The sequence below is a fragment of the Segatella oris genome, assembly GCF_900637655.1.
Lineage (GTDB): Bacteria > Bacteroidota > Bacteroidia > Bacteroidales > Bacteroidaceae > Prevotella > Prevotella oris.
Genome location: NZ_LR134384.1, coordinates 988,447 through 1,002,728 on the forward strand (window position 1 = coordinate 988,447; position 14,282 = coordinate 1,002,728).

11 protein-coding genes and 1 pseudogene are annotated in these 14,282 nt (G+C 43.6%); 7 read left to right on the top strand and 5 right to left on the bottom strand.

Annotated elements, in window-relative coordinates; genetic code table 11:
- Positions 1-3: 3 nt before the first annotated feature.
- The 3 genes from EL210_RS04060 to cysS form a co-directional block, all read right to left on the bottom strand.
- Positions 4-723: an IspD/TarI family cytidylyltransferase gene (locus EL210_RS04060; protein ID WP_018920260.1), complete on the bottom strand. Its 720-nt coding sequence runs from the start codon at positions 721-723 to the stop codon at positions 4-6.
- On the bottom strand, positions 720-1,610 hold the full coding sequence (locus EL210_RS04065; protein ID WP_018920259.1) for a LicD family protein: 891 nt from the start codon (positions 1,608-1,610) through the stop codon (positions 720-722). Before EL210_RS04065 ends, EL210_RS04060 begins: the two co-directional genes overlap by 4 nt.
- A gap of 241 nt (positions 1,611-1,851) precedes the next feature.
- Positions 1,852-3,342 (bottom strand): cysteine--tRNA ligase, encoded by a 1,491-nt coding sequence (gene cysS / locus EL210_RS04070; RefSeq protein WP_018920258.1) that lies wholly within the window; start codon positions 3,340-3,342, stop codon positions 1,852-1,854.
- Positions 3,343-3,632: 290 nt separating this feature from the next.
- On the opposite strand from cysS, the gene argS reads away from it, so the two are divergent.
- From argS to EL210_RS04100, 7 genes and pseudogenes are all read left to right on the top strand, one after another.
- Positions 3,633-5,450, top strand: coding sequence for an arginine--tRNA ligase (gene argS, locus EL210_RS04075; RefSeq protein ID WP_018920257.1), 1,818 nt, complete (start codon positions 3,633-3,635; stop codon positions 5,448-5,450).
- Between the two features lie 54 nt (positions 5,451-5,504).
- Positions 5,505-5,825, top strand: a pseudogene (locus tag EL210_RS13925) (endonuclease domain-containing protein); the annotation flags it as partial.
- A gap of 12 nt (positions 5,826-5,837) precedes the next feature.
- Positions 5,838-6,380 (top strand): RNase H family protein, encoded by a 543-nt coding sequence (locus tag EL210_RS13930; RefSeq protein WP_406675594.1) that lies wholly within the window; start codon positions 5,838-5,840, stop codon positions 6,378-6,380.
- 318 nt (positions 6,381-6,698) lie between these two features.
- Positions 6,699-7,259, top strand: a complete 561-nt coding sequence (locus tag EL210_RS04085; protein WP_004378281.1) for a pilus assembly protein N-terminal domain-containing protein — start codon at positions 6,699-6,701, stop codon at positions 7,257-7,259.
- 131 nt (positions 7,260-7,390) lie between these two features.
- Positions 7,391-8,065, top strand: coding sequence for a NigD1/NigD2 family lipoprotein (locus EL210_RS04090; protein ID WP_018920255.1), 675 nt, complete (start codon positions 7,391-7,393; stop codon positions 8,063-8,065).
- Between the two features lie 31 nt (positions 8,066-8,096).
- Positions 8,097-8,687, top strand: a complete 591-nt coding sequence (locus EL210_RS04095) for an RNA polymerase sigma factor (protein WP_004378279.1) — start codon at positions 8,097-8,099, stop codon at positions 8,685-8,687.
- Positions 8,668-9,978: a porin family protein gene (locus EL210_RS04100; RefSeq protein WP_018920254.1), complete on the top strand. Its 1,311-nt coding sequence runs from the start codon at positions 8,668-8,670 to the stop codon at positions 9,976-9,978. The genes EL210_RS04095 and EL210_RS04100 overlap by 20 nt, the downstream gene beginning before the upstream one ends.
- A 976-nt stretch (positions 9,979-10,954) precedes the next feature.
- On the opposite strand, the gene EL210_RS04105 is transcribed toward EL210_RS04100, so the two are convergent.
- On the bottom strand, positions 10,955-12,454 hold the full coding sequence (locus EL210_RS04105) for a class I adenylate-forming enzyme family protein (protein ID WP_018920252.1): 1,500 nt from the start codon (positions 12,452-12,454) through the stop codon (positions 10,955-10,957).
- Positions 12,451-13,290, bottom strand: coding sequence for an SDR family NAD(P)-dependent oxidoreductase (locus EL210_RS04110; RefSeq protein WP_018920251.1), 840 nt, complete (start codon positions 13,288-13,290; stop codon positions 12,451-12,453). Before EL210_RS04110 ends, EL210_RS04105 begins: the two co-directional genes overlap by 4 nt.
- Positions 13,291-14,282: the final 992 nt, after the last annotated feature.

Consider the following 14,282-nt stretch of genomic DNA (forward strand, 5'->3'; position numbering starts at 1 on the left):
GATCTATAAACCGAATATCTGTTGGTCTTCATGTACTTTCACCATGGCCCGCAAAACGAAGAAATCGGTAGGCGTAGTAATCTTGATATTCTCCACCGGTCCAATGATTGTGCCCATAATCATGCCTTGACTGTTCATCATCGTGCACGAGTCTATATAGTCGTGACGCCCCTCTTTGATAGCCTTCCTGTGGGCCGCGAGGATATCATTCAACTTGAATGACTGCGGTGCGCGCGCTATCAGCGAAGCCGAACGCGTTGGAATTTCAAGACTTCCGTCGGCTTGTTTGACGATGAAAGTCTCTGTGGCAGGCACGCAAGTGATGCAAGAGCCACACTCGGCCACCTTATTTATATTGTCGGTTATCGTTTCTTCGGTAATCAACGGACGCACACCATCGTGGATTAACACCGTGGCATTATCCCCCTTTGCATAGGCTTCGGCTGCACAAAGTCCGTTGTAAATGGAGTCTTGTCCTGTTGCTCCTCCTGGTACAATGCTTACAACCTTGTTGATTTCAAACTTCTTCAGCTGTTTCTTCAGATAGGGAATCCAGCTTTCAATGCAGGCCACGACAATGCCATCTATCATCGGATGATTGTCGAACAGCTCCAAAGTATAGATGATAATGGGCTTCCCGTTGAGGTCAAGAAACTGCTTCGGCTTCGACTTTGTGTGCATACGCAGTCCTGAACCACCGGCAAAAATAACGGCAATATTCATGATTTCGTCTTTTTCAATAGGCTTTTTACATCGCTCAAAGCAATGCGTTTATCGAGATTAAAGAACACTTTCTGATGATGAGATGCCCGCTTTTCTACAGGAGGGAGCATCATATAATCGCCGAAGAAATGGCGAAGATAGGCGTCATAATCATGGGGAAGGTTCACCATGAGACCCTCAAAGGGAAATGATTGCGGTGTTTCAAGCCATGCTTTCGGATAGATTTCCTGCTTATGATACACCCCACTGTAAGTGACAACGCTTGAAGATTGCGCGTAATCATTGGCATAAGCAATGGTATCCATCTGCTTCAAGAGCCACTTCCGAAGCCATGGACGGCAGAAAAAAGCCACGGTCTTCACCGCAAAACGGCCCCATTCACTTCGTTTTTTCAGCAGCGAGACATACTCACCGAAGCTGTTATGCGTGGAAATAGCTTCCAATTTGTTCATCAAACGCTTGAAACGACACTTCTTCTGATAGCAGATTTCAATGTCGTCACAAGCCCCGTCCAATGGGAAAATATCTATATAAAGTCCGAAAATGCAGGGGATATGCTCGTTTTCGAGCAGCGTTGTGCGTGCATTGCACATCTTGGAGAAATACATCGGATAGTCCTTGGTGTTATAAGGGGTCATCACCTCGTAGCCTTCGGGCATCGAATGGGCTGCCAAAGCAAGGAAGCGGTCGTAGTCGGGACGTGGCATGAAGACGTCAATATCATCGTCCCAAGGTATCATTCCCTGATGACGCACGGCACCGATTGCCGTTCCTCCTGCACAGAAATAGCGCAGTCCATACTGCTCGCAAATACGGATGAAAGCCGCAAACACATCAATAATCACGGCATTCCATTTCGGTTGTAGTTCTTTTGTCACCTCTTGCATGGTTGCAAACTTACATATTTTTTTTGATTTTAGACTGCTTCAATGCCTAAAATAATAAGGTAAGACCTAAAAAGAAAACTGCACATGTCTGGCAGGACATATGAGAATGCTGTGATTTTCGGCATTCGTGGATGAACAAAACGAATGGAATGATAAGGTAAGAAAATGAAAGCGAGAATGCCGAAGCCAAAGAATGGCTTCGCATTCACGCTGAAAAAGGGTTTTTATTTCTTTCAAATAACTATTTATTCAATTTCCAAGTGACGCCGTCTTTGGTGTCTTTCACCTCGAAACCTGCAGCTGCAAGGGCATCACGTATCTTGTCACTGGTAGTCCAGTCCTTGTCAGCTTTGGCTTTGGCACGCAGGTCAAGCACCATGTCGACTACTTTTCCATAGGCTTCTTCGCGTGCAACATTGTTGTCGCCCTTTTCGTTTTTCAGTCCGAGGAGGTCGAAAGCAAAGAGTTTCATGGCATCACCAAGCTCTTTCAGGCAATCAGCACAGATCTCCGCTTTATGGTCGAGAAGTGTATTGATGAGATGACAAGCCTCGAAAAGATAGCTGATAACAAGCGGAGTCTGCAGGTCGTCGTTCATTGCTTCATAGCAACGTTGGCGGAAAGTCTTTACGAATTTGTCGGTTTCAGCATCACAGTGGCTGCTCACCGGAACGCGTTCAAGGTCGTCAAAAGCATTCATCAGTCGTTCATACCCTTTCTGGGCAGCTTCCAAAGCCTCATTGGAGAAGTCGACAGTACCGCGATAATGCGCCGAAAGGATGAAGAAACGAATTGTCATCGGCGTATAGGCATGCGTGAGACTCTCATGATTTCCCGTGAAGAACTGCTCCAAAGTAATGAAGTTTCCAAGGCTCTTTCCCATCTTCTGACCATTGATCGTAATCATGTTGTTATGCATCCAATAGTGCACCATCTGGTCACCTTGACTGGCAACAGCCTGGGCAATCTCACATTCATGGTGTGGAAATATAAGATCCATGCCACCACCATGAATATCGAAATGACTGCCGAGATATTTCCTTCCCATAGCCGTACACTCGCAATGCCAACCTGGGAAGCCTACACTCCATGGACTGGGCCAACGCATGATGTGTTCGGGCTGCGCCTTTTTCCATAGGGCAAAATCCACTTGGTTCTTCTTTTCGCCCACACCTTGAAGCTCACGGCTGTTATTAATCATATCCGTGAGGTTGCGACCCGACAGAATTCCATACTTATGTTCCTTGTCGTATTTCTCTACATCAAAGTAGATGCTGCCATTACTCTCATAGGCATAACCGTTCTTAAGGATTTCCTTGACAAGTTCTTCCTGCTCGATGATGTGACCAGTCGCATGCGGTTCAATCGAAGGAGGCAGCACATTGAGGGCATCCATGGCTGCATGATAGCGGTTGGTGTAGTACTGTGCTATCTCCATAGGCTCCAACTGTTCGAGTCGTGCTTTCTTTTCTATCTTGTCATCGCCCTCATCTGCATCGTGCTCCAAATGGCCCACATCAGTGATATTGCGCACATAGCGCACCTTATAGCCAAGATGTTTCAGGTAGCGGAAAAGGATGTCGAAGGTGATTGCAGGGCGTGCGTGCCCCAAATGTGGGTCGCCATAAACGGTCGGGCCACATACATACATGCCCACGTTAGGGGCATGCAGCGGTTTGAACAACTCTTTCTGACGTGTAAGTGTATTGTAAATGATGAGATTCTGCTCCATATTCTGAACGGTTTATAAATATGAATGCAAAGTTAATGGAAAAAAGATGAATGGCAAAAGAAACGCTTTGTTTTCTTCGGAGAAGCTTCCTTGTGCTGGAACTCCGTTCTTCTTTGTCTATGGGCTTATAGGCTTTACGATGAATTTTGCTTTGGGAGGATGCGAATTTTAGATGTAAAGTGTTGCAGTTTTACAGGCTATAAAATCCTTTTCTTATCTCAATTATTTTGTATTCCACCCTTTTTATTGTAATTTTGCAACAGAATTCGAATTATAATATTATTACCGGTATGAATATTGAAAACGCAATATGCAGTTCCGTTATCAGCGTGGTGAAGGGACTCTATGGTCAGGATGTGCCTGAAAAGATGGTGCAACTGCAAAAGACACGTAGCAACTTTGAAGGCAACCTGACGTTGGTGGTCTTCCCATTCTTGAAGATTTCGAAGAAAAATCCAGAGCAGACCGCACAAGAAATCGGTGAGGCTTTGGTGAAAGAATGCAGTGCAGTGGCAGCTTTCAACGTAGTGAAAGGGTTCTTGAACCTCACTGTTGCCAAGGAAGCATGGATTGGATTGCTCAACGATATCAATGCCGACGAGAAGTTTGGTGAGAAGAAAGTAACCGACAACTCACCGTTAGTGATGATTGAATACAGTTCTCCAAACACCAACAAACCACTGCATCTTGGTCATGTGCGCAATAATCTTCTGGGCTGGTCATTGGCTCAAATCATGGAGGCTAATGGCAACAAAGTGGTTAAAACCAATATTGTGAACGACAGAGGTATTCATATCTGCAAGTCGATGTTGGCCTGGTTGAAATGGGGAAACGGTGTGACTCCCGAACAAGCGGGGAAGAAAGGCGATCATCTGATTGGTGATTTCTATGTGGCTTTTGACAAACATTACAGGGCCGAATGTGAGACTTTGAAGGCTCAGTACATACAGGAAGGCATGGATGAAGAGGCTGCCGGCGAAAAGGCTAAAGCCGAAGCACCCCTCATGAAAGAGGCACACGAGATGTTGGTAAAATGGGAACAGGGCGACAAGGAAGTGCGTTCGCTTTGGGAAAAGATGAACAATTGGGTCTATGCAGGCTTTGATGAAACCTATAAAGCATTAGGCGTAGGCTTCGACAAGATTTATTATGAATCGAATACATACCTCGAGGGCAAGAAGAAGGTAGAGGAAGGGCTCGCCAAAGGGCTTTTCTTTCGCAAGGATGACAACAGTGTATGGGCAGATCTTACTAACGAAGGACTGGATCAGAAGCTGTTGCTCCGAAGCGACGGCACTTCGGTTTACATGACACAGGATATCGGAACTGCCGATATGCGCTTTAAGGATTATCCTATAGACAAGATGATTTATGTCGTTGGAAACGAGCAGAACTATCACTTCCAAGTGCTTTCAATCTTGCTTGACCGCCTTGGTTTCAAGTGGGGTAAAGAGCTTGTGCACTTCTCTTATGGTATGGTTGAACTGCCCAATGGCAAGATGAAGAGTCGCGAGGGTACCGTTGTAGACGCTGACGACCTTATTGCTGCAATGATTGATGATGCCCGCAAGACAAGCGATGAACTCGGCAAGTTCAAGGACATGACCGAGGAAGAGAAACAGAATGTGGCTCGCATTGTTGGTTTGGGTGCACTGAAATATTTCATTCTGAAAGTAGATGCCCGCAAGAACATACTTTTCAACCCGGAAGAGAGTATCGACTTCAATGGCAACACGGGGCCGTTTATTCAATACACCTATGCACGTATCCGCTCTATTCTGCGCAAGGCAGAGGCTGAAAACATTGCTGTTCCAACTACATTGAGCACCGATGCTCCGCTCAACGAGAAGGAAATTCAATTGATTCAGAAGCTCAACGAGTTTGGCGCTGCCGTTGAACAGGCCGGCAAGGACTATAGTCCGAGCGGTATTGCCAACTATTGTTACGAGTTGACCAAAGACTTCAACCAGTTCTATCACGATTATAGCATTCTCAATGCCGACACTGAAACCGAGAAGATTACGCGCTTGATGCTGGCCAAGAACGTTGCAAAGGTCATCAAGAACGGCATGGAACTGCTGGGGATTGAAGTACCGGAGCGAATGTAAAAGGCTTTTCCTTTTATGACTAAACACTATATCTATCAAACTACCGACACAGCAATGTATGACAAGCTGAAGCAATATGCCAAGGAAAACAAAATGTTCCTGACAGATGCAGAGCGTGCCCTATGGACTATATTGAAGTCAAAATCGTTAGGATGTAAGTTCCGTCAGCAGCATATTATCGGTGACTATATTGCGGATTTCGTGTCACTTCACTATCATTTAATCATTGAAATAGACGGCAAATACCATTTCAAAGGCGACCAACCGATAAATGACCAACTCCGAACCAACGACTTAAATCGTATGGGCTACCAAGTGTTGAGGGTCACAAACGATGAAGTTTTGCATTCCCCTTATCAGGTTGTCAACAAAATAAAACGAGCAATCATGAATAAAGAAAGCAAACCCCGGCCCCTCAAAAAAGAGGAGAGTACCTCCTTAACGGGCCAAAACAACCCCGAAAAGAATGCTGCGAGTTTGGTCTCCCCTCCTTTCGGAGGGGCCGGGGGAGGCTCCTTTCCCGAAGTGGAACGCAACGCTTGGGCTGTTGATGCAGCCTGTTCTGGAAATCCAGGGCCAATGGAATACCAGGCCATTGACTTGCAGACAGGGGCGAGGGTGTTTCATTTCGGCCCCATGCATGGCACAAACAATATTGGAGAATTCCTTGCTATCGTCCACGCCTTGGCTTTACTCGACAAACAGGGCGATAAAGAAAAAGTGATCTATTCGGACAGCTATAATGCCATTCTGTGGGTGCACAACAAGAAATGCAAAACAAAATTAGAACATACACCACAGACTGAAGCACTCTATCAGATTGTTGCCCGCGCCGAAAACTGGCTACGCACACACAATATCCAAACCCGCATCATCAAATGGGAAACCAAAAAATGGGGAGAGATACCTGCCGACTTCGGTAGGAAATAATGTCTGGTTAGCAAATATACTCCTACATTAGCAACGACAGTACAAGATGTAAAACACCGTTTTGTCATGAATTGACAGTTTGACAATCAAAGCTAAACCAGAACATTTTCTTATACATTATTTTATTTAAGCGTGGGTCTATATGCAAGGCTCACGCCTTTTGAATATACACGATTGCAGAATCTTTGTTTTAAATATACTTGCTTCTATTTTTCACTATTAACTTACATTAAGTTTTTATCAAGCAAGCTATTTGGAGACTTGCTTTTATTAAGTGAGTTTAAATCATACTATTTCATAAAAAACAATTAAAAGAAAATGAAAACAAAAACTATTTTCAAGTCAATGATGATGGCAGTATGCTGCCTTGGTATTGTAACATTAGCATCTTGCAAAGATGATAAGGATGACAACAAGGGGTTGAAGTTTAGTGTTGCTAAAGTGGAGGTTGCTCAAGGTGCTTCTGCCAAAGTCACCATTGGTAACGGAACACAGCCATACACGGCAAAGTCTACAAATGAGAAGCTTGCTACTGTCAAGGTTGATAAAAACATGATGACTGTTACGGGTGTGGCAGTAGGAAAAGCTTCCATTGTCGTTACGGATAAGAACAAAAAGACCGGCACGCTCTCTGTTAATGTGTTTGCTCCTGTGTCGTTTGATAAGCAGACGATAACTGTTCCTGCAGGTAAAGAGGGAGTGGTTGCCATCAAATCAGGCAAAGCTCCGTTTACAGTCAATGTGAAAGACAAGAACATTGCTACTGCCATGGAAAAGGATGGCAAGATTACTGTCAAAGGTGTTAAAGCCGGAACCACAACGATAACAGTTATGGATAAGGACAAAGCATCGGGCACATTCACTGTTACCGTGAAATAAACCGGAATTCTCATGACTCAGGAATAGGGAGGCTTCTCTTGCAGAACAGCTCCCTATCCTTTCATTCATCATTCATATTTATCATCAATATTCACACTGTCGTAATATCATCAAAAATAGGAGGAACTAAGATGAAACGTTTATTTTTCTATGCTTTCAGTTTTATCGTTGCGCTGAGCTCACTGTATTTGTATTCCTGTGATAATGATGATACGGATTATTCTGTTCGTTATCCGAATGCACTTGTTACCATCAAGACCAACAGTTCCACCGGACAAGTCTATTTCCAGTTAGATGATTCTACCACTATTCTTCCTGTCAATATCGATAAGTCGCTCTATGGTAAGAAGGAATTGCGAGCACTCACAAACTTCAAAGTCCAAGAGGGACAGAGCGGACATTATTCAAAAAGCGCGTATGTGAATTGGGTCGACACCATACTTACAAAGAACATAGCGCAAAGTTTTGGAGACAAGAACAACGAAAAATATGGTAATGATGCCATCGAAATCGTCAAGGACTGGACAACGGTTGTGGAAGACGGCTATCTCACACTGAGGTTCCGCACCTATTTCGGCAATCGCACAAAGCACGCTATCAATCTTGTCAAAGGTGATAAACCCTACGAAGTGGTGCTTCACCATAATGCATTCGGCGATACGAGAGGTTTCGTGAGCGACGGACTTGTGGCTTTCAGCCTTAAAGATCTGCCCGATACGCAGGGAAAAACCGTTGATTTAACTTTGAAGTGGCAATCATTCTCGGGCATGAAGAGTGTGAAATTCAAATACACCACCCGTAAATAGTACTAACACAGGTGTCCTTGTCATATCATTAATGAACCTATTCGGGCATAATAAAGAACAACATATTATAGACCTTTTCATGAAGGGCGATGCATTCGCCATGGATGAACTCTATGCCGAATATGCTGATTATCTAACCAAAGTCTGTTCACAATATATTGAAAATCAAGAGAACCTACGTGATGTACTCCAGGAAGCTTTCATAAGAATCTTTACCCGTATCCATACATTTGAGTATCGGGGAAAGGGCTCTTTGAAAGCTTGGCTGACAAAAGTGGTTATCAATGAGTCCCTCTATTTTATCAGAGAGAATGACAGAAGCCTCTTCGTTGATAAAAAAGATATGCTGAGTTTGTCTGACATTGAGGCTGAAGAGCCGGACATTAACAGCCTGTCTATCCATCAAATCACTGACACAATACAGAAGCTACCGCCCGGATACAGAACTGTTTTTAACTTATATGTAATAGAAGGGAAAAGTCATAAGGAGATAGCAAAGCTCCTGAATATCAAACCAGACTCCTCGGCTTCACAATTTCACAAAGCAAAAAACATGCTTGCCAAAATGCTTAAAGAACAAAACATATATAGGGGATACAACAATGAAAGAAAAATGGCTTAATGATTTGCAGGCACGTATTCAGAAGGAATACCATGTAAGTGCTCCGGAAGGTCTCCTTGACGACATCAAGTCAGAGATGCTGCGTCGTGGCATCACCCCGAAGCATTCCCGCCAGCAGAAATCAAGAATTGTCCCATTATGGCTCTACAGTTCGATTTCTATTACAGCCATGGTTGTCATCGGACTATACTTATTTAACGCTTCCACCAACTCTTCTCTCTTATCTGATCAAGCTGTAACAATGCTTGACCATAAGGCAAACACCACTCTAAATCTTACAATTAAAAAAACGCATAGTCAGGACTACACTCCTTCAAACACCTTAAAATCCGGATATTCTATCTCAAAAAACGCTAAACAAGAATTTAACCATAAGCATAAAATCAATGCAGAAGTTCATCTTGACAATAGCTCTTTAATAGCCAACAACACTGCTTATCATACAGACCAAGAAACTGTTAAGAACAATAACCCTTCTGCAAATCATCAAGAAACCGTTGAAAGTTCAGTTAAAGAGAATGCAAACAAATCTCAACAACCCGTAAACCAACGCCCCATAGAAAACCATATAACAGCTTATAATCCACATACAAAGCACAACACTTCATCTTCACGGCTGATTGTCGGGACATCTTACAGTGGCACAATAGGAACTTCTAACACATCTCAGACCCCTTTGCTGGCAGCAGCAAATCCCTATGGTGAATATGCTTCGGAATTCTCCGGAGCCAATATCCAACGCCATATGGACGACACGGAGAAAGCAAAAGTCCGCGCAAAGCACCGACCTGCAGTTAAGTTCGGCATCTCTGTAAGATATAACTTGAATGAGCATTGGAGCCTACAGTCGGGGATTACTTACAGCAAACTCTCATCTACTTTTAAGCATAAGATAGCAGATGAGCACTTCGATGTAGAGCAGAACCTGCACTATGTAGGCCTGCCTGTCAACGTAAGCTATAGCCTCATCCGGACCAAACGGCTCAATGTCTATATGACAGCAGGCGGAGAGGTGGAGAAACTCGTCAAAGGAAACGCTGTACAAAAGAAGAAAAACAGTGCCAAGACTGCCCAAAACAACACCTCTGTCACAGAGCATCAGCCTGTATTCTCCATGAATGCAGCTGTGGGTGGCGAATACTTACTGAGCAATAAGATAAGTGCTTATGTCGAACCAGGAGTGAGTTACTATTTCAAGAACGGCAGTAATGTCGAAAATGTCTATAAGGACAAACCCACAAACTTCAACTTAAACATAGGTCTCAGAGTTGCTTTGAACAATAACTTTTAGTCTCGAACAGAAAGCTTAAACCTGTAATAGCCCCAAAATCACCTTAGTTCGGGATGATCAATTAGGGCCTGTTCAAAGCTAAGATTTATCCCCAATCAGTGTAATCCATATCTGTCTGCATGGTAACTTCACATAGATTACAGCGTAACTTGACTCACTTTACATCATAACTTGACGCTAATTACACTGTAACTTGAGTCACTTTACATCATAAAATGATTCAACTAAGCATGCGATTTATACTATATCGTGTGATAAATCCCTCTCCTATCGTTTCATCATAATGACCATGTAGTAAGGTAACAGTAGCGATATGAAAGGACAATTCGGTATGAGTTGTCCTCTTGAAAGTCTTGTTTTTGTAATATATGTTGTCGTTTTCCATATTTGCAACTCGGTACGAGTTGTGTTTCTGAAAGCCCCACGTTGGCAAACGAAGTGAGCCTACGTGAGGATAAAATGGACGCATGAAATGAACCCGGAACGGGTTCAGCTTTTTCGTATCCGCCATGTAATTGGAAGAAGCAAAACCCGTACCGGGTTTGAAAACCACATGTTATTATTCACCCGAGGTAGGCTCGTTCCTCGCCAACCACGGGCTTTCAAAAGCATAACTGCTACGCAGTTACTACATGAAAGATGCCTCATCGCACGACATAACATTTATTGTCATCCATAGGAACGAAAGTCGGGATAGCCCAGCATGGCACTTATCGCACAACACAGCATTCGTTATCATCGTATAATAATAGATAATCCGTAGAACAATATATACCCAATTATCTGACAATCTCTATTTAATCGTGGGGCAACTTTATGCAAACTGCGATGCAACTTGACGCTAATTACACTGCAACTTGAGTCACTTTACACGCTAAAATGACTCAAGTTGCGTGGTGATTCAAGTCAAGTTACAACGCCATGTAATGAAACCTTATTTATTATCTCCAAAATATGGGAGTAAAATTCAACTTCTTTATTCCCTGCTTCTCTTGCCTGTCGACAACATTCTTATAGGTCCAAAGATAAAGCAATGAGGCATTTCGGCTCGCGAAATCTGTGGCTTCAACCATTGTTTCAACGTGTCTACAGTGAGAATGCCCCCTGTTTTCAATTCTATCTGAGCATGAAGCACCAAGCCAAAACGTTCATCTGGAACAGCAAAGACCAACGCGTCTGCAATCAACGGATGAGACCTTAAACACTTTTCCACATGTTCCGGATAGACGTTTTCCCCTCCGCAAACTACCATTTTGTCGGTTCTTCCACGATGAAAAAACAATCCATTCGCAGCTTTCCACACGCGGTCACCCGTACATTGCCAGCGATTTTGCCGTCCGGTCATAGCCCATCGGCTTCTCACCCACAACGTTCCCACGCCTTCATCGTCGGCATCTCTAATCTCACATTGTAACCCACGGATAGGTCTGCCGATAGAAACTTCATCGCCATAGACCAGTTCTTGTGGTGTGGCAAGCATGAAAAAGCCTGCTTCCGATGTGCCATAAAGGTTATAAAGCACATCTCCCAAGCAAGCAGAAGTCCTCTCTACCAATGGTTTTTCCAAACGATCTCCTCCGCTAATCACGCATTTCAATGATGTCATCCGGCGTTCAGCACCTTCTGTCTGCCACAATCTTGCGAGCATAGCCGGCACTATCGGCATCACTTCCACACGTTCTTCCAAGACGACATGCAACACTTCTTGAACATCGAAATGGCGCAACAGACAAATCTTTTTGCCCATTATCAATGAGATTATCAGCGTTGCCAAACCGAAACCATGATAGAAAGGAAGCCCTATCAACACGCTCTGATACTGTGCAATATGCAGGTCGCGAAGCAATGAAAAGAATGGCGGGAGAAACAGAACGATACCTGTTTGCCGTGCTGCCTCTTTGTAATTACCACTTGAACCACCTGTCATCACGCTGATATTTCCCCCTTTTTTTATTTTTGGTAAGGTCTTCTTTTCATCTGTTCCCTTCTTCCCAACACAGGCATATAGGCTCTCACAGGAGATCATTGGGCACGACTTCGGAAACGATTTCTTTTGCTTCATAGCCTCATCAAAGATAAACAGCGAAAACGGGCGAGTCATTATCCGAGCCAATTGGTCGTTGGAGAGGTCGGTATTCAACAGCCTAACATGTACGCCTAAACGCGAAAGTGCAGGCAAGAGTAAGGCCGAAACAAGATGATTACGGCACAACAGCGCCACATGTTGTCCCCGTTCTAAATGATAATCATGATAGAGTAAAGTGGCTAATGCCTGTGACTGCTGAAAGAATTCACCATAATTCAAGCGTTTTCCCTCGCTCACCACAGCACATTCTGAAGCATGATAATATGCCGCGAAACGCAAAACAGCCATCAACGTGATGCCTTCGTGCCAGAAACATGCTATCAGGCGCATGATACCGCGTGGCGTTATGAGATGCAGATGCCAAAGCGAACGAAACAGAGATACTTTCATCGGAGGAGTTTCTGATAACAAAAGCGAACGATTGGTGCAAACAACGAGGCCATGGGAGCCGTAAACCAAGCCCACCAGGGCTTATAGGAAAACCTGCGGCTCATGGCCAACCGCAACAGAACTCCTGCGGCATCATGGGCCGAATAAGCTGGCAGGGAACGATAATCGGGATTGACTTCCGACATTGCCGTATGCACTAAAGGAAGATAGGCCACATGAACTCCAACTCCAAGTGCTTTCCATTCGCTCTCTGCAGTACGGCACCATACATTGGCTGCCGACTTAGATGCGTGATAAGCCGACCAGCCCGGAGCGGGCGGATAAAGGCAACTGACCGACGAGGTATAAACCAACTGCCCGCCAACTTGCTGCATGGCAGGCAATAAGGCTAAAGTCAAGGCAACCATTGCACGGTAGTTAAGCGCCATCGTACGGTCGAAATCATGCAGTCTGTCGGTAGCATCCACGATTTTCCTACAAATAGATTTACCCGCATTACAAAAGAGATAATCCACTGTCGGCAGCCTCTTTCGCAGGTCATGACATAACAAGTCAAGTGCCGTTTTGTCGCGCAAATCCACTGCACGGCATTCTGCCTGACAGCCCATAGCCCGTGCTTCACAACACAAGGTCTGAAGTTCTGTTTCACTCCGCGCTATGAGATAAAAATTTGCCCCAGCCTGCATGAGTCTTCTTGCCAGTGCAAATCCGATGCCACGTGATGCTCCTGTGATTACCACCCAACGCCCCTTGAAGCATTCCTCCAATCGTTTTTCACGGAGACGAGGCACAGGATAGAGCCATCGGGCACATAGATTAAGTATGCTTGTATTCATCTTTCATTCCTGTTTTCCACTTGCAAACATAGCCTTTATTCTTTTTTCTTGCAAGTTTTCCAATAGAAAAAAATTATACTAACAAAATAAATCAATATCTTCTCTATCTTATTTGCACTGCATCTACCAATCCTTTGAGAAACCATTTAAAATATAATTATTTGCTCTCTAATATCCCTATTCACTTGCACCTTAAATTCAAAAGCTTCTGAAAACCATAAACCATTATTCTTTAATCTAAAGAAACAAGGAAAGCATAGAGTAAAAGTACATATCTTATTTTGTTTATTTTCTTCCTCATTTTTAACACATTTCGAGCTCACCAAATAGAAATAAAAATGCGCTTTCTACGCTTGTGCGAAGCCATTTTATGGCTTCGGTGCCCTTGCTTCTATCATATTGCATTGTAATCTGACGCTAATCACGTTGCTATCTGCATCAGATGGCATCGTAAAATGAAGCAAGTTATGGGGTAATTTGATGCAAATGGCATGGCTTTTCAGCGTGATTTCACTTCACAACTTGCCTTTGTTTTCGTAACGTTTTGATTGTCAATACATTGTAAACTCGCAGAATACGGTATGTATTTTGAACGAGGGCAACGCGCTTTTTGAATTCTTAAAGCATTCAAGAGCAATTGTAAAGTTTCTTGAAGAGATTTAACCTATTTCTTGCCAACGATGAAAATGGATAGTAAGGCAAGCGCAACTATAGTTTAATTCATAATGCACAATGCATAATTCATAATTGGAATGTGGAATGGGGAATGTTGAGTGAGGAGTTATGTTTTATTAGAATGACGAATGAGGAATGTTGAGTGTGGAGTTATGTTTTATTGGAATGACGAATGAGAAATGTTGAGTGTGGAGTTGTGTTTTATTGGAATGTGGAATGAGGAATGTTAAGTGAGTAGTTATATTCTAATGAATAATGGTTTAATTCATAATTATTTTTACTGCAACAGCAATCATTTTAAGGAGTAAGTACACTGC

Bases quoted from the DNA above. Each gene is read 5' to 3' on its own strand.
- EL210_RS04060 (WP_018920260.1), bottom strand. From the start codon at position 723: ATGAATATTGCCGTTATTTTTGCCGGTGGTTCAGGACTGCGTATGCAC.
- EL210_RS04065 (WP_018920259.1), bottom strand. From the start codon at position 1,610: ATGCAAGAGGTGACAAAAGAACTACAACCGAAATGGAATGCCGTGATT.
- cysS (WP_018920258.1), bottom strand. From the start codon at position 3,342: ATGGAGCAGAATCTCATCATTTACAATACACTTACACGTCAGAAAGAG.
- argS (WP_018920257.1), top strand. From the start codon at position 3,633: ATGAATATTGAAAACGCAATATGCAGTTCCGTTATCAGCGTGGTGAAG.
- EL210_RS13930 (WP_406675594.1), top strand. From the start codon at position 5,838: ATGAATAAAGAAAGCAAACCCCGGCCCCTCAAAAAAGAGGAGAGTACC.
- EL210_RS04085 (WP_004378281.1), top strand. From the start codon at position 6,699: ATGAAAACAAAAACTATTTTCAAGTCAATGATGATGGCAGTATGCTGC.
- EL210_RS04090 (WP_018920255.1), top strand. From the start codon at position 7,391: ATGAAACGTTTATTTTTCTATGCTTTCAGTTTTATCGTTGCGCTGAGC.
- EL210_RS04095 (WP_004378279.1), top strand. From the start codon at position 8,097: ATGAACCTATTCGGGCATAATAAAGAACAACATATTATAGACCTTTTC.
- EL210_RS04100 (WP_018920254.1), top strand. From the start codon at position 8,668: ATGAAAGAAAAATGGCTTAATGATTTGCAGGCACGTATTCAGAAGGAA.
- EL210_RS04105 (WP_018920252.1), bottom strand. From the start codon at position 12,454: ATGAAAGTATCTCTGTTTCGTTCGCTTTGGCATCTGCATCTCATAACG.
- EL210_RS04110 (WP_018920251.1), bottom strand. From the start codon at position 13,290: ATGAATACAAGCATACTTAATCTATGTGCCCGATGGCTCTATCCTGTG.